Consider the following 19,943-nt stretch of genomic DNA (forward strand, 5'->3'; position numbering starts at 1 on the left):
CAAAGCTGCCAGGAAACGGCTGATTTCAGCGATCGGGCTCACGGCGATTGCAAATTCGACCGGTGCCGGGGTGCTGAATAATCTGGTTTTAAATGTACTTTCCGGGCAGATCAATAACGTTCATATCACGAAACCCGGAGAATGGGAAGCGGATAACCTGGCCTTCGATTATATTACGGCTGCCGGATACAATCCGGGCGCTGCCGCTGCAATCTGGCAGCGGGTAACGGAAGCGTATGGCAAGAATAAGAAGAACTTTGTGGGCGATATTTTCTCACCGTCTGATCATCCGAGCCACCAACAACGCATCGATAATTATGTAAAGAAGCTGAATGCCATGAGCGGTAAACATGCAACCGCAGAAAAAGGTACCGTTAAGGTAAACGGAAAAGCTTTTGTTGCCCCTGCAGCCGCTGACGGTATGAGCGGTGCAGAACGGTCCTATTTTGTATTGGGTAATCTGGCGGCTGCTTATCAGAACGGTCATGCAAAAGAGAACGCATATGTTTCCGGCACTACTGTTATGTTAGGCGCCCAACCTATTATAAAATGTTCTTCCGGCGATCCTTCTGCTTATGAACTGGCAGAACTCTTAAATAAAATCAAATAACCATGATCTGTCTGTCATCAAGGAGGTATAATGTGATGGGTAATAAGTTGTGGTCTGTGTTAAAAGAATTAAAATCCAATCAGTTCGAGTGGGTGGAACTATCCCATTCCCTAAACAATGACAGTCCGTTCTGGAGTGGCATACCGGAAGGCTCCGTGGAACTGAGCAAAGTGGTGTTTGACTGGGGGAACCCCATGTTGGAATGCCTGATCCACACCTTTAAGTTCCCTGGTCAGTTCGGTACCCATGTAGATTTCCCGGGGCATTTTGTAAAAGACGCGCCTTTATCCGAACAATACGGTGTAAAGGATTTTGTGTTCCCCCTGGTGGTAATTGATATCAGCGAAAAAGTTAAAGAAAATGTGGATTATGCTGTTACGGTAGAAGATATCAAAGCGTATGAAGCAAAACACGGTCCTGTTCCGGAAGGCGCATTTGTAGCCCTGCGGACAGACTGGTATAAACGCTGGCCGGACATGGATAAACTGGCAAACGTAGGGCCCGATGGAAACGAACATTGTCCGGGTTGGTCGCTGGATGCCCTGAAATATATTTTTGAAGTACGCAAGGCAGCGGCCAACGGCCATGAGACACTGGATACGGACGCAAGCTATCTGGCCGTGGAAGCCGGAGACCTGGCCTGTGAGCGGTATGTTCTGTCTTCCGGGAAACTCCAGATTGAAGTGCTTTGCAACCTGGATAAAGTAGCGCCGACGGGCGCTGTCCTGTTTGCTTCCTGGCCGCGTATAGAAGGCGCTACCGGTTTGCCGGCCCGTGTGTATGCACTGACTCCTAAAAAATGAGAACAGTAATTAAAAACATTATTTAAACACATTTTTTTCTTATAATTTTTTTGCTATGTAAGTAAAGTTTTTTATGGTACAATAAAGATAGAATCGAACTGTCAATTTTGTTGTATTACTATATTACGTTTGTACAGAATAATTATTCAGTAATATTGAAAAATGTTAATTAAGGAGGGTAACACACATGGGCTTAATTAAAGCAGGCATGGGCGCTATTGGCGGCGTATTGGCCGACCAGTGGAAAGAGTACTTTTATTGCGACAGCATGACCCCTGATGTTTTGATGTGCAAGGGCCAGAAACGGACCAGCAGCCAGGGCCGCAGCTCCAACACCAGCGGGGAAGACAACATTATCTCCAACGGCTCGGTCATCGCGGTTAACGCAGGCCAGTGCATGATGATTGTGGAACAGGGCAAGGTCGTTGACCTTTGCGCGGAACCCGGCGAATATACGTATGACAAATCGACGGAACCTTCCGTGTTTACTGGCGATCTGAAAGAAAGCGTAATCCAGGTATTCCAGCGCATGGGTAAGCGTTTTACCTTTGGCGGCGATACTGGTAAGGATCAGCGTGTGTATTACTTCAACACGAAAGAAATCATTGGTAATAAATACGGCACCCCTGCGGAAATTCCCTTCAAGGTTATTGAAGAAAATACCGGACGGTCGCTGCTGGTACGTATTCGCTGCTTCGGCGAATACAGTTACCGGATTGTCGATCCGATTTTGTTCTATACCAGCATTGCAGGCAATGCACCGGAACAGTATCTGCGCAGCCAGTGGGACAGCCAGTTGAAATCGGAACTGCTGACTGCTTTACAGCCTGCCTTTGGCAAGATTTCTGCGCAGCGTATTGATTACACGGAACTGCCGATGCGCACTATGGAACTGGCAGATGCACTGAATGACGTATTGTCCCATAAATGGCGCGACCTGCGCGGCATCGAGGTCGTATCGTTCGGCGTAAACAGCGTGAAAGCAAACGAAGAAGACGAAGCGAAGTTGCAGAAAGTACAGATGGGCGCTATGATGAGCAATCCGGAAATGCGTCTGGGTGTTCTGACCGACGCTACGGCTGACGGTATCCGCGGCGCGGCGACCAATGAAAGTGGCGGAATGGGCCCGATGGGTGCATTTATAGGTATGGGTATGGCAAACATGGCCGGCGGCATGGCCATGGGCAATGCGTATGGACCTGCTGGTCAGTATCCGCCGCCCCAGTACGGACAACAGCCTCCGTATCCGCAGCAGCAGCCTCCTCAACCGGGGGCAGCCCCCGCAGCAGCAGGCTGGACCTGCTCCTGCGGACATACTGGCAATACGGGTAAGTTCTGTGGTAATTGTGGCCAGCCGAAACCGGAACCGAAACCGGCAGGCGGCTGGGACTGCGCATGTGGTGCCAAAGGCAACACAGGAAAATTCTGTGCTAACTGTGGTAAACCGCAACCGGCAGCGCCGGCAGGGTGGACCTGCAGTTGCGGCAGCGTGAACCAGGGTCAGTTCTGTCCTAACTGTGGTTCCCGTAAACCGGCAGACGCGCCGCTGTATAAGTGCGATAAATGTGGCTGGCAGCCGGAAGATCCCCACAATCCGCCTAAATTCTGCCCGCAGTGCGGCGATCCGTTCAATGAAGAGGATATCGTAAAATAATTTTTATTGAATAACTCAGTAGTTGACAGTTTACTGGTTCGGTTATGTTTTGTTGCAGTACAAGCTGAAGCAATTTAATAAAACCTGGGTAATTGGCCTGCCGTCTGCTGAAGCATGCGGCAGGTCTTTTTCAGGAATTTGCCGACCGAAGATTGGAATTTATAATGCAGCGTTGCAGGCGATGCCTGTGATCTTCACAATGTTGCCGCAACAGTAAGTAAGAGGCGTTAAAAACTAATAAAAAGGAGAGAAGGTTAGATTACAATGGAAGCAGCAAAAAAATGGGTCTACACTTTTTACGAAGGAAACGCGCAGATGAAAGAACTGCTGGGAGGCAAAGGTGCTAACCTGGCAGAGATGACAAATTTAGGGCTGCCGATTCCCATGGGCTTCACGATTACTACGGAAGCCTGCACGGATTACTATAAATCCGGCCGTAAAATTTCCAATGAGATTCAGCAGCAGATTTTTGAGTCATTACGCTGGCTGGAAAAGGAAAATGGCAAAAAATTCGGCGACAACAGCGATCCGCTGCTGGTTTCCGTACGCAGCGGGGCCCGGGTATCCATGCCGGGTATGATGGATACTATTTTAAATTTAGGCTTGAATGATGTTTCTGTAAAAGGCTTTGCGCAGAAAACTAATAATCCACGCTTTGCCTATGATTCCTACCGCCGATTCATCCAGATGTTTTCGGATGTGGTAATGGAAGTACCTAAATCAAAATTTGAAAAAATTATTGACGAAATCAAAGAACAGAAGGGCGTTAAATTCGATGTTGATCTGGATGTCAACGATATGAAAAAACTGATTAAACGCTTTAAAGCGCTCTATAAAGAGGCCATTGGTCAGGAATTTCCACAAGATCCAGACACTCAGCTGATGGAAGCGGTAAAGGCCGTATTCCGTTCCTGGGATAACCCCCGGGCCAATGTGTACCGCCGCATGAATGATATCCCCGGTGACTGGGGCACAGCAGTCAACATCCAGACCATGGTATTTGGCAATATGGGCAATACATCCGGCACTGGCGTGGCTTTTACCCGGAATCCGGCGACAGGTGCCAGGGGAATTTACGGCGAGTACCTGATTGACGCCCAGGGCGAAGACGTGGTAGCCGGCGTGCGCACTCCCCAGCCTATCAGCAAGCTGGAAGAAGATATGCCGGGCTGCTACAGTGAATTTATAAATCTGGCCCACAAGTTGGAAAGTCATTACCGCGACATGCAGGATATGGAATTTACCATTCAGGAAGGCAAGCTGTTTTTCCTGCAGACCCGTAATGGGAAACGTACGGCGGAAGCGGCCATCAATATTGCCTGCGATCTGGTGGAGGAGGGGATGATTACACCGGAAGAAGCGCTGCTGCGTATTGAAGCAAAATCTCTGGATCAGTTATTGCATCCGACCTTTGATGCCGAAGCGTTGGAAGAAGGAAAGGTAATCGGCCATGCCTTGCCGGCTTCTCCGGGCAGCGCGGCCGGAAAAGTGTATTTTACGGCGGAAGACGCCAAAAATGCGGCGGCCAGAGGCGAGCGTGTCATCTTGGTCCGCCTGGAAACATCGCCGGAAGATATTGAAGGCATGCATGCGGCAGAAGGCATCCTGACGGCCCGCGGCGGCATGACCAGCCATGCTGCAGTAGTAGCCAGAGGTATGGGAACCTGCTGCGTATCCGGCTGCAATGACCTGAAAGTAAAAGAAGAAGAAAAAGCGTTTGAACTGAACGGTACGGTGTACCATGAAGGGGACTATATTTCCCTGGACGGTTCCACCGGTACGATTTACGAAGGGGATATTCCCACAGTGGAAGCGGAAATCAGCGGAAACTTTGGTTGTATCATGCGCTGGGCCGACCAGTTCCGCAAGATGAAGGTGCGTACTAACGCGGACACGCCGGCTGATGCAGAAAATGCGGTACGGTTGGGCGCGGAAGGCATCGGTCTGTGCCGGACGGAGCACATGTTCTTTGACGCGGAACGGATTCCCAAATTCCGCCGCATGATCCTGTCGGATACAGTGGAACAGCGGGAAGCCGCGCTAGCAGAGCTGTTGCCGTATCAGCGTGAAGATTTTATCGGCATGTATAAAGCGCTGCGGGGCCGTCCCATGACGATCCGTTTCCTGGATCCGCCGCTGCATGAATTCCTGCCCAAGACGGAAGCAGAGATGCGGGAACTGGCTGACAGTATGGGACTGACGTATGAAAAAGTGAAAGCCCACTGCGAAGCCATGCATGAGTTTAACCCCATGATGGGTCTGCGGGGTTGCCGTCTCAGTGTTATTTATCCGGAAATTTCCCGTATGCAGACCCGCGCCGTTATTGAAGCGGCCATTGCGGTGAAGAAAGAGATGAATTATGATATCGTTCCCGAAATCATGGTTCCGCTGACCGGCGAGCGTAAGGAGTTGCTGTTCGTAAAGAACATCATCGTAGAAACGGCGGAAAAGGTTATGAAGGAGCAGGGCTATTTCCTGAATTACCAGGTCGGCACCATGATTGAAATCCCGAGGGCCGCGCTGACTGCGGATGACGTGGCCAAGGAAGCCGATTTCTTCAGCTTCGGTACCAACGATCTGACCCAGATGACCTTCGGTTTCTCTCGTGACGACGCCGGTAAATTCCTGGAAAGCTATTACGATCAGAAAATTTATGAGTCTGATCCGTTCAGCAAACTGGATCAGACGGGCGTCGGCCAACTGATGCGGATGGCTGTACAGAAAGGCCGTAAGGTCAATCCGATGCTGCATTGCGGCATCTGCGGCGAACATGGCGGCGATCCGTCTTCGGTAGCTTTCTGCCAGGAGCTGGGGCTGGACTACGTTTCTTGCTCGCCGTTCCGCGTGCCCATTGCCCGGTTGGCAGCCGCTCAGGCAGCCATTAATCTGAAAAACAGATAACAGTTAGCACAGCCATTTTTTATGGAAAAGAAATAATTAATACTTTAAGTTTTCGGAGATTAACTAAAAACGCGCCAACGCTGGCATCGGTCCGGAAACGTATCAGCAGGCGGTTCTGTATAAGGGGCAGGCCGCCTGTTTTTTTGATTTATTAAAATGCATAAAGATTTAATAAATATACAAAAAATAGCTTGACAGAAAAGGTAAATTCATCTATTATATGCTTAATCATATTGTCTGCATTTTAAGTTTATAATTTTGTATGTAAGAGCCGAGGTCAATCATGATAAAAGTTTTTATTGACGGAAGTTCCGGTACGACCGGCTTACGAATTCGTGAAAGATTATGCATGCGTAACGATATAGAACTGATTACATTGGACGAAACGCTTCGTAAGGATGAAGGCGCTCGGCTGGCCGCATTTCAGAAAGCCGACGTGGCTTTTCTCTGCCTTCCTGACGCGGCGGCCATAGAAGCGGTGGAACTGGCAAAAGGAAGCGGTGCTGTAATCATCGACACATCTACGGCCCACCGGACGGCCACAGGCTGGGCCTACGGCATGCCGGAGCTGACCGGATACAAAGAAAAAATTGCAAAAGCGAAGTGTATTGCCAATCCGGGCTGTCATGCCAGCGGCTTTATCGCGTTAGTGGTGCCTCTGGTGGAGAAGGGACTGCTGGCAAAAGATACATGGCTTACCTGTTTTTCCCTGACCGGATACTCCGGCGGAGGAAAAAATATGATCGCAGAATACGAGGACCCGCATCGAAGTCCGCTGCTGAATGCTCCCAGACAATACGCTCTGGGACAGATCCATAAACATCTGAAAGAGATGAACGTGGTCTGCGGACTGGAAAACAGTCCGGTGTTTTGTCCTATCGTTGCAGACTTTTACAGCGGCATGGAAGTCACAGTGCCCCTGTTCAAAAAAGATCTGAAGGGCAGCATGTCCGATGTCCGACAGGTTTATGCGGAGTATTACACAGGGCCTCTCATTCATTTTAAAGAAACGGCCGACGAAAAAGGTTTCCTGTCCGCAGCGGCCTTTTCCGGACGGGACGACATGGAAATTACTGTAACGGGCAATGAGGACCGGATTCTTCTTGTTTCCCGGTTCGATAACCTGGGGAAAGGGGCTTCCGGCGCGGCCATCCAGAACATGAACATTGTGCTGGGGCTGCCGGAAACGACAGGACTGGAAATTTAAATCAAAGGAATATGTCAGTGTCACAGTACTTCTGGCGTACAGGCAGACTAACGAGAACAAGGCGTAATGATTAATTATTTGGAGGAAAAAGGATGAAACAGATAGAGGGCGGTGTCTGCGCCGCAAAAGGTTTTACCGCAAGCGGTATTTACTGCGGTATCCGGAAGAAAAATAATAAGAACGATCTGGCGCTGATTTTCAGCAAGGTTCCAGCTCACGCAGCAGCGGTTTATACGACGAATCTGGTGAAAGGCGCGCCTCTCACTGTTACGAAACAGCATATTGCTGACGGTATCGCCCAGGCGGTTCTCTGTAACAGCGGCAATGCCAACACCTGTAACAGCGACGGAATTGAAATTGCCGAAAAGATGAGTGCCCTGGCTGCGGAAAAGCTGGGAATCAGCAAAGACGATGTTGTCGTGGCGTCCACCGGCGTCATCGGACAGAAACTGAATATCACTCCCATTGCCAACGGCATGGACAAACTAGTGGGCGCGTTATCGGAGGCTGGAGGCGACGAAGCCGCCAAAGCCATCATGACCACCGATACCGTAATGAAAAAGATTGCGGTAGAATTTGCGATTGGCGGCAAGACATGCCACATGGGCGGTATTGCCAAAGGAAGCGGCATGATTCACCCCAACATGGCGACCATGCTGGTATTCCTCACCACAGACGCGGCCATTTCTGCACCGATGTTGCAGAAAGCGCTGAGCCACGATGTACAGAAAACTTTTAACATGCTCAGCGTGGATGGCGATACATCTACCAATGATATGGTGGCCATTCTGGCAAACGGCATGGCCGGCAATGCGGAGATTACAGAAGAAGGTCCTGCCTTTGATATCTTTATGCAAGCGCTGAACACCATAACGATTGCGCTGTGCCGTTCCATCGCCGGAGACGGGGAAGGTGCTACCAAACTGCTGGAATGTGACGTAACCGGCGCCGCCAATGAAAAAACGGCTGCCGTGGTAGCCAAGAGCGTGATCACCAGCAGCCTGCTGAAAGCCGCTATGTTCGGCGCCGATGCCAACTGGGGACGCGTACTCTGCGCCATCGGGTACAGCGGTGCGGATCTGGACGTGAATAAAGTGGACGTGGCCTTCCAATCTGCCAAAGGGATCCTGCCGGTGTGCCAAAACGGGGCTGGGGTAGATTTCTCTGAAGAAACAGCCAAGGAAATTCTTTTGGAAAAAGAAATCACGATTTTAGTGAATCTGAACAGCGGCAACGCCAGCGCCACAGCCTGGGGTTGTGACCTGACGTATGATTATGTGAAGATTAACGGCGATTACCGTTCGTAAGTGTTTGCGGGTGCTTTTTGTGAATGGATACACAATACCCTTTGGCGTAGTACTACTACGCCTGCGGCCCTTTCCTTGTCCTTCGCAAAAATCTCCACACAAGCAAAGAAATGTGTTAACAGAGGTGTTATAAAATGCCATACTTCTATTCCAATGCTGAGCGCGCCCAAATTCTGGTGCAGGCTCTGCCCTATATCAAAAAGCACAACGGAAAGATTGTTGTTATCAAATACGGCGGCAACGCCATGATCAACGAAACTCTGAAGCAGCAGGTCATGGAAGACATTGTGCTGCTGTGGCACGTGGGCGTTAGAATCGTATTGGTACACGGTGGCGGGCCGGAAATCAATGACCTGATGAAACGGCTTGGGAAACAGGCAGAATTTGTGGACGGGTTGCGGGTGACAGACAAGGAAACCGTGGATATTGTAGAGATGGTATTGGCCGGGAAGGTAAATAAATCTCTGGTCAACCTGCTTCAGATGCACGGCGGAAATGCTATCGGGCTTTCAGGCGTGGACGGGCACCTGATCAAATGCAAAATCAAAGATCCCAGGCTAGGCTATGTGGGTGCTGTGAAAGAGGTCAACGAAAAACCCATTCTGGACCTGTTAGAAAAAGGTTATATTCCCGTTGTTTCCACGGTGGGTTGCGACGACCAGGGAAATGCATACAATATCAATGGAGATACAGCTGCGGCCTGTATTGCAGGGGCACTAAAAGCAGAAACCTTCATCCTGATGACAGACGTGCCGGGCATCCTGCAGGACAAGGATGATGATAAAACACTGATTCCGGCCGTAACCATTGCGGAAACAAAACAACTGAAGAAAGAAGGTGTCATTGCAGGCGGCATGCTGCCGAAAGTGAAATGCTGCGAAGATGCCATCACTCAGGGCGTGAAAAATGTAATTATTATGGACGGGCGTGTGCCCCATTCCATCCTGATGGAACTGCTGACGGATGAAGGCGCAGGCACCATGGTGACAGGGGAGTGAGAACATGAGCAAACTACAGGAACTGGACCAGAAATATGTAGCGAATACCTATGCGCGTTTCCCAGTGGAAATCGTCGGAGGCAAAGGGAGCATTGTAAAAGACGCAGAAGGCAAAGAATATATCGACATGGGCTCCGGCATCGGGGTTACCAGCTTCGGTATCGCCGACGACGTCTGGAAACAGGCGGTCATCGACCAGCTGAGTAAGGTGCAGCACATGTCCAACCTGTATTATACGGAGCCCTGCGTGCAACTGGCGGAGCTGATCTGCGAAAAGACAGGCATGAAGAAAGTGTTCTTCAGCAATTCCGGCGGGGAAGCCAACGAATGTGCCATCAAAGTGGCGCGGAAATACGCGGCGGAGAAAAAAGGCGCGGACTATTACACCATCATCACCCTGTGGAACAGTTTCCACGGACGTACCCTGACCACCCTGGCAGCGACCGGGCAGGACCATTACCACGAACTGTTCCAGCCCCTGACGCCCGGCTTTGTGCATGCCACAGCCAACGATTTGGACAGTGTGAAGAAACTGGTGTCGGAACACAAAGTGGCCGGGATCCTGATCGAGTGCATTCAGGGGGAAGGCGGCGTGAACCCGCTGACCGCTGAATTTATCAAAGGCGTGGACGCCATTTGTCACGAAAACGATATCGTGTTCATGGTGGATGAAGTGCAGACCGGCAACGGGCGCACGGGCAAACTGTATTCATATATGAACTTCGGCGTGAACCCGGACGTGGTGACAACGGCCAAAGGCATCGGCGGCGGTCTTCCACTGGGCGCCTGCCTGATGGGCGAAAAAGTGGAGCATGTGCTGGGGCACGGGGATCACGGGTCTACCTTCGGGGGTAACCCAGTGGCCTGCGCAGGGGCTGTCAGCATTATCAACCGGCTGGACGATGCATTTTTGGCGGAAGTACAGCGAAAAGGGAAAATCCTGTTCGGCGCCCTGGAAGGCGCGCCGGGTATTGAAAAGGTTACCGGTATGGGCATGATGTGCGGCGTGAAACCGGTGAAACCGGCAGGGGACATTGTGAAAAAATGTATTGAAAAGGGTGTGCTGTGCCTGACAGCCAAAGATAAAATCCGGCTGCTGCCGGCGCTGAATATGCCGGAAGACGTGCTGGTGAAGGCAGTGAATATTATAAAAGAAGCGTGCGCAGAATAAAAAACGAAAGACCGGTATCATCGTGATACCGGTCTTTCTATGAAGTTTAAATTGCTTATTTTGCTTCTTCTTTTACGATTTTAGCATCTGCAGCATTCTTTTTTACAGAAGCAATGCCATTCAGGCAGCTCTTCATGGCTTTGTAGCCTTCGCTGACCGCAATAATCTGGCCGTTGGTGGCTTTCAGACGGAAACGGAATTCGCCGGCCTTGTCCGCATATACTTCAAATTTCGGGTGTTTTTCGACTTTGAAGCCTTCCACGGTCTGGTCTTCGATTACAGCAATCGGGGCATTTTTCTGTACGCTGGCAATGCCGTTTTTGCAGCCGGAAGGAGATTTGTAAACCTGAGAAGCTGCGATAACTTCGCCGTTATTGGCTACGAGATTGAAGCGCATACCTGCTTTGGACTCTTTTACTAAGAATTTTCCCATTTGGATTGCCTCCTTGCATAATATTGATGAAACCGAACAGTTTCCTTATGTTCAAGATAACACTATTTTCAATAAAATTCAAGGGAAATATGCGAATCAAAGCATAGTTTTCCGCAAATCCGCCGGTGCTTTCGGTGAAAGCAGGGCAAAGGGAATGTCCAGCACGGTGAAAGCGCCGCATTTACCCTGCTCGAAATGCAGACGGTACATGGCCCGGGCAAAGGCGGTCAGCACGCTGGAGGTGAACTGCGGGTTGCTGTCCAGCTTTAGGGAAAATTCCATTACGTGACCGGTGGCATCATCGGTTTTCCCGTTGCGGAACACAAAGCCGCCATGGGGAATGCCGCTGTGGTTTTTCGCGAATTCTTCTTCGGAAATAAAATGTACGGTGGTTTCGTAACCCACAAAGTAGTTAGGCATGGTTTTGATGGCCGTTTCAATGGCCTGCAGGTCGGCACCTTCTTCCGGAACCACAAAGCATTCGCGCAGATGCATCTCGTTGCCGGGCGCGTCGGTTCCCTTGCCGCTACGGACGGCTTCCAGATATTCATCTTTGGGAATGGTATACTGCTTGCCGTTCTTTACGCCGGGAATGCGGCGGATGGCGTCGGAGTGGCCCTGGCTTACTCCTTTACCCCAGAAGGTGTAGGTTTTGCCTTCCGGCAGCACGCTGTCGCCCAATACGCGCAGCAGGGAAAACAGGCCGGGATCCCAGCCGACGGAAATGATGGCTGCGGTATGGTTTTCTTTTGTTACCCGTTCCATATTAGCGAAATGTTCCGGAATACGGGGATGGGTGTCGAAGCTGTCTACCGTCACAAAATGCTGCGCAAGTTCCGGTCCCTGGTCGATCAGGTCCGTGGCGGAACCGCCGCACAGGATCATCACGTCGATCTTATCTTTATACTCCAGCACATGCTTGAGGTTGATAGCGGGAACTCCGCTGGCCGTACCGGGAAGGTCGCGGCGGGAGAAAACGCCCACCAGTTCCATGTCCTCTGCCCGGTTCACTGCCAGTTCTACGCCGTGTCCCAGGTTACCGTAACCGCAAATGCCGATGCGAATCTTTTTTTCCATAATTATAATACTCCCCTCTGTGTATGTATTCAAATTGTCTGCTGTCCGGATGTTCCGCGCAGGTTTCATACAGGAACGTTAAACTCGTGCGCTTACAGGCGGACAAATAACAGTTCCTATAATAATTTATCAAATTTGGGCGTTTTTGTGAATATTTTTATAAAAAAATTACCAAAAAATTATGTCTGTGTTATAATAGCTTCACAGAATCTTTAATCAACGTTTTCTTAAAAAGGTAAGACTGCCGGGCAGACGTCCGGATTCTTTTTTTCAGTTTTTTGTTGTAATAATTTGCAATGTGGATTGCTTAAGAGGTATGATTATGGATTTGGATTATCATTTCGGTACGGTGTACGTTCTTTCCCGCTGGGCGGAGTTCGGCAGCTTTAATGCGCGTACGATAGCGGCCGCATCCCAATTGGTGGATGACAACTTTGATTCGACGCCGTTTTCGGATGTGGAGGAAGAAAAAAATATTGCCCGTGGCATTCAGGTGCGGTACTCCTGCCAGAATGTGTGGGGCAATATTTCCGGAAAGGGCAATGAGGATATCTGGATTCCTTTCCACTTTCTGCCTGGACTGCAAGGGGATACAGAAGCAGAAAAGCTGGTCTGCAAGAAACACAGCGTTATGGCCAAGCGGCTGAAATACAGACTGTACGATACAAAACTGGACAACTCCAACTATGTGTTCCGTCTGGGGGTTGGCCTTCATGTGTTTGCGGATACCTGGGCCCATCAGGAGTTTGCCGGAATCAACAATGCGGTGAACCAGGTAAAGGATTTGCTGTTTTCCACTCAGGGCAGCATGGTGGAGAAGATGCTGGACGAAATGCTGGATTCCACGTTCCTCAGCAAAGTGCTGGATCTGGTGATGCCTTTGGGCCATGCGGCAGCAGTACACTGCCCCGATATGCCTTATCTGTGGTGGAAGAGTGGGGAACGGTTTACCGGCGGGCGTAAGAACTGGGACGAATTTATGGATGCTTCGGAGGAAATTTACGCGATATTGCAGCATGTCAGCGGCGTGCCGGAAACGGGGCTGACTTTGGAGCAGCGCGATAAACTGTCCGAGTGTTTTAAAGGGTTCCAGTCCGAAAATATTGACCAGCGGTACGGGTTCTGGATCGACCGCATCCGGGAAAACTTTTTTGAATTCAAAGATTTCAACGAAGGCGACCGGAATGTGGAATACAGCATTGGCCTGATCCAGGATGATCTGAACTGGCGCAAGCAGTTTTATGACGAGGTCAACGACCATTTCTTCTGGGTGAAGCAGCAATTGGAAGAAAACGGAATTGACCGCTTAGGGAAAAAGTACAAAGGGTATTGATAGAATAATAAAACAGAATCAAGATTTACGATCAAAATATAATAAGAAAGCGTGCAAGATTTCACGATGTTTTGTTTAAAACTTGCACGCTTTCTTTATTTCTTTTTATTTAAATAGTAATATGCGTTTAATCTGCTATACGTAATCTACGGCTTTTCTCCGTTCCGGTTCAGTATCGGCACAGCTGCTAAAATTAAAACAATACCGATCAGCTTTTGCAGGGTAAAGGTTTCCTCCAAAAAAAGAAAGCTGACAACAGCGGCCACAACTGGTTCAATGGTGGCCAGAATAGCGGCGTGGCCGGCTTCTAATTGTTGCAGGCCCCGCATGTATAATACGTTGGGAAATACACAACTGACCAGGCCGATACCCAGAATGCCACCCCAGACCATGGCGTCGCCGAACAGACCGGTTTTAGTGCTCAGACCGGAAAGGGGCAGGGTAAAGAAGGTCGCAAAGATAAAACACCAGAGGCTCACGGTGAGGGCGGAATACTTTTGGGTGGCAGGTTTGCCGAAAATGCTGTATAACGCATAACCGAAGCCGCTGGCCAGTCCGTATACTAGTGTTTCCCTGCTGACGGACAGATTGCCGGAAAAGGCTCCGGTAATGCAGCCGCAGCCAAGGAACGTGATGACCAGGGCCAGGACTTTTTCTTTAGTCAGCTGTTCGTGGAACAGGACGACAGACATGAGCATGACAAAGACGGGTGCGGTGTAAAGCAACAGGGCGGCGATGGCCAGACTTCCTCCTGCGATGGCGTTAAAGTAACACCAGTTAAAGAAAACCAGCCCGATTACACCGTTACCGAAGAACATCCACCAGTCTTTGGGGCGGATAGAGAACTGGCGCTGATCCGTACGCCAGATGATGATTGCGGTAAGCAGTAGGGCTGTGGTCACACGAAGCGTGGTAATTTGCAAAGGCTCAAAGCCTTTGGAAGCCAGAATATTGACAAAGATTCCGATGAGCCCCCACAGGGTTCCGGCGGTTAACACGGAGAGGACAGCAGTGTTTTTCATGTATGTAAGTCCTTTGTTGTAAGAATTAAAGAGAAAATGGAATTTAGCAGTTCTTTTCCTGATTTGTTAAACACCGATTTGTATGCTAAAAATCTGAATCAGAGAAATTTTCCGCTTGAGGTTCTTTGTCATATCCATCTAAAACGTTGTGTAGTGTTCCGTTCAATTTATATTTTAAGACGACGGACAGGTTGACGTTTTCCATGGCGTGGAAAATATTATCGGGCACCTGCGGGTTTTCTGCGGATAACCGGGCGATCAACTGCTTGATTTCCTGCCGCTTGGACGGTGCCGGTTCGTTGTGATCCGCTGTGGCGATCCGTTCGGTAAAGCGGCACGCGCACTGCAAAAATTCCAGGTGGTTTTCATCCCGCCATTTTTTGATATCCGCTTCCCGCACATAATACATGGGACGGATCAGTTCCATACCAGCCCAGTTGGCGCTTTTCACCTTGGGCATCATGGTGCGCACTTCTCCGCCGTAAATCATGCTCATCAGATTGGTTTCAATAATATCGTTGAAGTGATGGCCCAGCGCGATTTTGTTACAACCTGCTTCCTGAGCGAACCGGTACAGAAAGCCCCGGCGCATTTTGGCGCACAGGTAGCAGGGATTTTGTTCCACGTGAAACACCGAATCAAAAATTTTTGTTTTGAAGAATGTAATAGGGATGTTAAGCAGTCTGGCGTTATCTTCAATCTGCTGCCGGTTGCGTTCCGTATAACCGGGATCCATACTGAGGAATTTCACTTCAAACGGGATTTTGTTCCGCCGTTTCAGTTCCTGGAATAATTTTGCCAGAAGCATGGAGTCCTTGCCGCCGGAAATGCAGACAGCGATTTTATCATAGGGACATACCAGGTCGTAATCACAGATGGCCTGAACGAACTTGTTAAAAATTTTATGTTTATATTTGGTTCGCAGGGATGCTTCGATATGTTTCAGGCGCCGGTTGTCCGGATGATTTTCACAGGTCGGTTCCTGCTGAACGTTATCCGCTTTATTCATGGCTGCCCCGTCGTTGTTTTTGTCCATCGTTGGGAAATCCTTTAATTACCTTTTAAATAACGTGTGATTCGCTTTTAGTTGCAGTAAGAAAACGGTGAAACACGAAAAAACTGTATATAACTGTACAATTATGTGCAAAAACATTATATCACAGATTTCAAAAAGCCAAAAACAAGAAAATTTCTTTAATTAAATAAGAAATGTGTGCTATAATTGCCACAAATATTTTTTCTGCGTTGACAGAAAGAATGTATACAGTAAATTTCATTATCTGGAGGAAAAACGCATGCAACCGGAAAGGGGAACAAGGGCGGAGGTCAATTTAGATGCTATTGTACATAATATTAAGGCTGCCAGGAAAAATTTAAAACAGGGCACAAAGCTGTGTGCGGTCGTGAAAGCCAACGCGTATGGACATGGTGCGATTCCGGTGGCAATCACCTGCGTGAGAGCCGGAGTGGATTATTTTGCGGTGGCGCTGATACAGGAAGGCGTGGAACTTCGGGAGGCCGGCATTACCACACCCATCCTGGTGCTGGGAGCCATGCCTGCCATTCCATCCATGGCAGACCTTTGTGTGAAATATGATATTGACCATGCGGTGTTTGATGAGGAACGGCTGCGCCTGCTGAATGAAGCAGGACTACGGCAGGGGAAAAAGGCCAGGATTCATATTGCGTTGGATACGGGGATGCACCGGATTGGCGTAAAAATAGAAGAAGCTGCTGTGTTTGCGGGAAAAGTGAAGGCTTTACCGGGTATTGAAGTGGTGGGGGCTTTCTCCCATTTTTCGGCTGCGGATGTAGAAGATAAAGGTTACGCGGAATTTCAGTTTTCACAATACAGGAAAGGTGTTGCGGTGATGGAAGCAACCGGTCTGCAGATTCCTATCAAACATATCTGCAACAGCGCCGGTATTGCCGAGTTGCCCCAGTACCAGATGGATATGGTGCGTATGGGGATTACGCTATACGGCTCGCTTCCCTCGGATATCCGGGAACCGTACTGTGACTACCGTCCGGTCATGGTGTTCAAAACACAGATCGCGTTTGTAAAAACATTGCCACCCGGGCGGGATATCGGGTACGGAAGAACGTACACAACACACAAGGAAAGTCGTATCGCTACCGTTCCGGTAGGGTATGCAGACGGTGTCAGCCGTCATCTGTCCAATAAAGGCTGCATGATTGTGCGAGGCAAGAAGGCGCCGATTGTAGGCCGTGTGTGTATGGACCAGATTATGCTGGACGTTACGGACATTCCGAACGTGGCGATTGGCGACGACGTGATCGTGTATGGCGGACCGGAACTGCCGGCGGAAGAAGTTGCTGCTGCGGCAGGAACGATTTCTTATGAGTTGTTCTGCGTATTGCATCCCAGAATTCCCCGCGTATATGTGAGGGACTGAGCCAAACCGACAGTCAGATTTTTGTATTTGTAGATATAAGGAAACGATGATTTGTTTGTATGCGTGCTAACAGGTGCTTTTTGTGACTGACTGCGTTAATGTTCCCAACGCAGCTATTGCTGCGCCTTTAGAATTTTTCCCTGTCAGTTGCTAAAAGTTCCCGGTCATTAACTAACTCATTGAATCAGTGTCTTCATAAAACCTTTTTGAAAAATAGAAAGAGAGAGGAACAGTTTGTGCCTCTCTCTTTTTTGTGGAAATAAGATGTTTTTCAGTGTTTCTTCAGGCCCGCGTTAACGGTTGTTTTTTATCAGTACTGTCTTTCCCCTTCTTTTATGTACCTGCCGTTGACCCACCCCTGGATCCAGCCGTACTGTTTGTTGTAGTATTTAACTTCGTACCATGTTTCTTCATCGGCCGCCGTTATTTTGTTTAATAACGTGACTTGATCGTCTTTGAAAAATACACCCAAACTTTTGTAATTTTCGCCGGGACCGATATGGATATCGACTTCGTTGGTCGTAATGGCACCGGGCACATGGGCCGGCCAGTCCGGCGTCATCTCTCCTATATATCCGCCTTTTCTGATAAAGGGCAGGATTTCGCTGATTAAGAGCGCAGCCAGCTCGTTGTTTTTTGTTTCCCTGATATCACTGTGATAATGACCTGGGGAGGCGCCTTCACCGCTGAAAATTCTCTCAGCCGGATACATGTTTCCACTGGCGTCGTAATCTACAAGGATGTACATGGGAAGCAAATGATAGGTGCCGTGCCATTCGCCATAGTGGTGGTCTTTATCGTAACTGTCATTTTGAATCAGAAACTGTGCGATGAAAAGATCCCGCTTCCGGCTGTTTCCCGGATCCATATCTTTAAAAACAACATTTGGGTTTTCAATGCTGGCAATACGGTTGTTTTTCGTGTCGACAACATAAATTTTATTGTTGACACCGGCCATAAACCCGTTGGGATTATTCCCGTACGTGGAACAGGTGACGGGACCCTGGACGCCAAAGTGTCGCAATATCTCTTCGGCGGTTTGCGGGGCAGCGTCGGCTGAACTGCTGAAGCTCGAAACTGAGCACACAGCAGTTATGCAAAGCAGTACAGCCAATGCAAAAAACTTTTTAAACAAGCCGGTTTTATTTTCAGTAATCATGGTCAGAACCTCCCTGCCGTGTATCGGTTACTACAATTATAACACAAATTAGTTAAAGGGGCGGGATGTTAAAATTTTATTTTGCGCAACAGGACAGTGGAGTAAGGTTACCTGTTGTATTTTATGGTATAATAGGGCATGTTGAAAAAAGGTTGCGTTTTTAGTCATTGCACAAGTTCTTGTTATGAGTTCTTCTTTTACAGTTTTCATTATTGAAACGCTGATGCAACCTGGGAAAGAGAGGCTTTGGAATGAATAAAACAGAATGCCTGCAGCTATTGAAAAAATTTGAAGGGAGCACATTTATTGAATATTGCGGTTTGAAGTTGGAGGACGCAGACTGTGGCTGGGTGCGGGCCAGCATGCCCGTGAAAGAGGAAATTACGAATCCCTTTGGCTTTATCCATGGCGGAGCCATTGCAACTCTGATTGATACAACAGGCGGAATTGTTTGCTGGACTGTTGGCTGTAAGGTCTGTACGCTGAACCTTTCCACATCATTTATGGATAATGTGAAAGTGGGACATACGGTGTTTGCGGAAGCGAATGTGACGTGTAAAACCAATCATGTCATATTTACTGAAGTGAAAGTGTTCAGTGATACAGGCGATATACTGGCCAGGGGCAATGCCACCATGTACATCGTTGGTGCGTATGATAAAATTCCGCCCCGGTGGTAAAGAAAAAACTCCGGAAGTTGCTTCCGGAGCTGATTTTTTTTGGTGATCCAGGAGGGATTCGAACCCCCGCCCCACGGCTTAGAAGGGTGAGATTTCTCAAAAAATATGCTGTTATGCATACAGCTTTTCTCACAAAAATAGTGCATCAAACCCGCATAAACACTGGATTGTTAAAAATGAAAACAAATGTCATAGATGTTTTTTCTTGCATAAAAATGCAACGGATTCTGAGACAAAAGTGAGACATTTGACCTAAAAAGGAGTGGGTGAGACAAAAGTGAGACACTTTTGAGACAGCAATTATAAATGAAAAACTCAATCTAAATAACTGGTGCCTACACTATTATGCTTGGAAGAAATCAAAAAAGTCAAGAGGTTTTAATCAAAAAATACCGAAACATATTTTGGCGCTTTTAGATATACGATAGGGCAAAAATGGAGTATCGTATAACCGACAAATTCATATCTTTTGGCTTTTTTATTGACCTTAATCAGGACGGATACGTTGAATGAAAAACTGGCACAAACGAAACATTATGTTGAAAGAAAAAACTAAAATTTTAGAATAATGCTAAAAAATTTGTACAATTTGCGAAGATATAATATAATAAAAATGAAGTATTATATTCTGAATTATAATGTAGCATAGTTATTTTTTTAAAGGACAGGAGGTATAGACATGGCAAAATTCCGGACAACCAACAAAAAGTATTTGGCCGCGCAGATTATTTGTTCACTGGTGTTAGGTGCCTATCTCGTGGGGGGGGTACAGTAGCCCGGTTGCGTGGGGTGCTGCCGCAGAGCAGGATGCCAGCAATGTTGCAAGCTATAGCGTGCAATGGGGTGAAGCTATCGGTACGGGTAAATTGGAGAAAGGCAATAAGGAATTAATAACCGGCGGCATCGTGTGGGAAAAAACCAGTGCAATCAATGAAACACTTAAACTGATATCAGACGCAACTAATGAACTCGCTTGGTTGACCGCCGGGTTCCCGGAAAGTAAAACGATTAAACAGACGATGGATGAAACAGGAGGAAATCTTATAACTTATGTTGACGGTGAGTCTGCAAAGCTGGACGAGAAAGTGGGTGCCGCTGCAGATGCGATTGCGGCTAGTAGTGACAGAATTAAAGCGTTAGAAGACGCAGATTTCCAAGGTCAGATTGACGA

The 19,943-nt window shown here is 48.4% G+C and carries 17 protein-coding genes; 12 read left to right on the plus strand and 5 right to left on the minus strand.

Translation table 11 applies throughout. The annotated features are described in order from the left end of the window. From ACZOWY_RS11210 to ACZOWY_RS11245, 8 genes are all read left to right on the plus strand, one after another. Window positions 1-610: M48 family metalloprotease (locus tag ACZOWY_RS11210; protein ID WP_484397931.1), on the plus strand; the 610-nt coding region annotated here is incomplete at its 5' end. Window positions 611-645: 35 nt separating this feature from the next. After that, window positions 646-1,413, plus strand: a complete 768-nt coding sequence (locus tag ACZOWY_RS11215; RefSeq protein ID WP_484397937.1) for a cyclase family protein — start codon at window positions 646-648, stop codon at window positions 1,411-1,413. Window positions 1,414-1,600: 187 nt separating this feature from the next. Beyond that, entirely contained in the window at window positions 1,601-3,067 is a 1,467-nt protein-coding gene (locus ACZOWY_RS11220) for an SPFH domain-containing protein (protein ID WP_484397942.1), read from the plus strand. A gap of 264 nt (window positions 3,068-3,331) precedes the next feature. Beyond that, the gene (ppdK, locus tag ACZOWY_RS11225) at window positions 3,332-5,968 is read left to right on the plus strand and encodes a pyruvate, phosphate dikinase (protein WP_484397948.1); all 2,637 of its coding nucleotides are present in this window, start codon (window positions 3,332-3,334) and stop codon (window positions 5,966-5,968) included. Window positions 5,969-6,251: 283 nt separating this feature from the next. Then, a complete protein-coding gene (argC, locus tag ACZOWY_RS11230) occupies window positions 6,252-7,175 on the plus strand; it encodes an N-acetyl-gamma-glutamyl-phosphate reductase (protein ID WP_484397952.1) in 924 nt (307 codons plus the stop codon). 92 nt (window positions 7,176-7,267) lie between these two features. Then, window positions 7,268-8,482: a bifunctional ornithine acetyltransferase/N-acetylglutamate synthase gene (gene argJ / locus ACZOWY_RS11235; RefSeq protein ID WP_484397958.1), complete on the plus strand. Its 1,215-nt coding sequence runs from the start codon at window positions 7,268-7,270 to the stop codon at window positions 8,480-8,482. A gap of 134 nt (window positions 8,483-8,616) precedes the next feature. After that, window positions 8,617-9,480 (plus strand): acetylglutamate kinase, encoded by an 864-nt coding sequence (argB, locus tag ACZOWY_RS11240; protein WP_484397964.1) that lies wholly within the window; start codon window positions 8,617-8,619, stop codon window positions 9,478-9,480. A 4-nt stretch (window positions 9,481-9,484) separates the two neighbouring features. Further along, the gene (locus ACZOWY_RS11245) at window positions 9,485-10,651 is read left to right on the plus strand and encodes an acetylornithine/succinylornithine family transaminase (RefSeq protein ID WP_484397969.1); all 1,167 of its coding nucleotides are present in this window, start codon (window positions 9,485-9,487) and stop codon (window positions 10,649-10,651) included. 55 nt (window positions 10,652-10,706) lie between these two features. Here the strand turns inward: ACZOWY_RS11245 and ACZOWY_RS11250 are convergent, their stop codons facing one another. Then, window positions 10,707-11,084: a YegP family protein gene (locus ACZOWY_RS11250; protein ID WP_484397975.1), complete on the minus strand. Its 378-nt coding sequence runs from the start codon at window positions 11,082-11,084 to the stop codon at window positions 10,707-10,709. Window positions 11,085-11,180: 96 nt separating this feature from the next. Continuing rightward, on the minus strand, window positions 11,181-12,161 hold the full coding sequence (locus ACZOWY_RS11255; protein ID WP_484397980.1) for a diaminopimelate dehydrogenase: 981 nt from the start codon (window positions 12,159-12,161) through the stop codon (window positions 11,181-11,183). 322 nt (window positions 12,162-12,483) lie between these two features. On the opposite strand from ACZOWY_RS11255, the gene ACZOWY_RS11260 reads away from it, so the two are divergent. After that, window positions 12,484-13,494 carry a DUF6765 family protein gene (locus ACZOWY_RS11260; protein WP_484397985.1) on the plus strand — a complete coding sequence of 337 codons (1,011 nt, stop codon included), beginning with the start codon at window positions 12,484-12,486 and terminating at the stop codon, window positions 13,492-13,494. 146 nt (window positions 13,495-13,640) lie between these two features. Here ACZOWY_RS11260 and ACZOWY_RS11265 read toward each other — a convergent pair whose 3' ends face one another. Further along, the gene (locus ACZOWY_RS11265) at window positions 13,641-14,516 is read right to left on the minus strand and encodes a DMT family transporter (protein WP_484397991.1); all 876 of its coding nucleotides are present in this window, start codon (window positions 14,514-14,516) and stop codon (window positions 13,641-13,643) included. An 85-nt stretch (window positions 14,517-14,601) separates the two neighbouring features. Then, complete coding sequence (locus tag ACZOWY_RS11270; protein ID WP_484397996.1) at window positions 14,602-15,552, minus strand: tRNA 2-thiocytidine biosynthesis TtcA family protein; 951 nt, start codon at window positions 15,550-15,552, stop codon at window positions 14,602-14,604. A gap of 259 nt (window positions 15,553-15,811) precedes the next feature. Between ACZOWY_RS11270 and alr the strand changes: the two genes are divergently transcribed. Further along, the gene (gene alr, locus ACZOWY_RS11275; protein ID WP_484398002.1) at window positions 15,812-16,933 is read left to right on the plus strand and encodes an alanine racemase; all 1,122 of its coding nucleotides are present in this window, start codon (window positions 15,812-15,814) and stop codon (window positions 16,931-16,933) included. A 310-nt stretch (window positions 16,934-17,243) separates the two neighbouring features. Here alr and ACZOWY_RS11280 read toward each other — a convergent pair whose 3' ends face one another. After that, window positions 17,244-18,020 (minus strand): SH3 domain-containing protein, encoded by a 777-nt coding sequence (locus tag ACZOWY_RS11280; RefSeq protein WP_484398008.1) that lies wholly within the window; start codon window positions 18,018-18,020, stop codon window positions 17,244-17,246. Between the two features lie 323 nt (window positions 18,021-18,343). On the opposite strand from ACZOWY_RS11280, the gene ACZOWY_RS11285 reads away from it, so the two are divergent. Next, window positions 18,344-18,772, plus strand: coding sequence for a PaaI family thioesterase (locus tag ACZOWY_RS11285; protein WP_484398013.1), 429 nt, complete (start codon window positions 18,344-18,346; stop codon window positions 18,770-18,772). 833 nt (window positions 18,773-19,605) lie between these two features. Next, the coding region (locus tag ACZOWY_RS11290) for a hypothetical protein (protein WP_484398017.1) at window positions 19,606-19,943 on the plus strand (338 nt) is incomplete at its 3' end.

The sequence above is a fragment of the Succiniclasticum sp. genome, assembly GCF_056977735.1.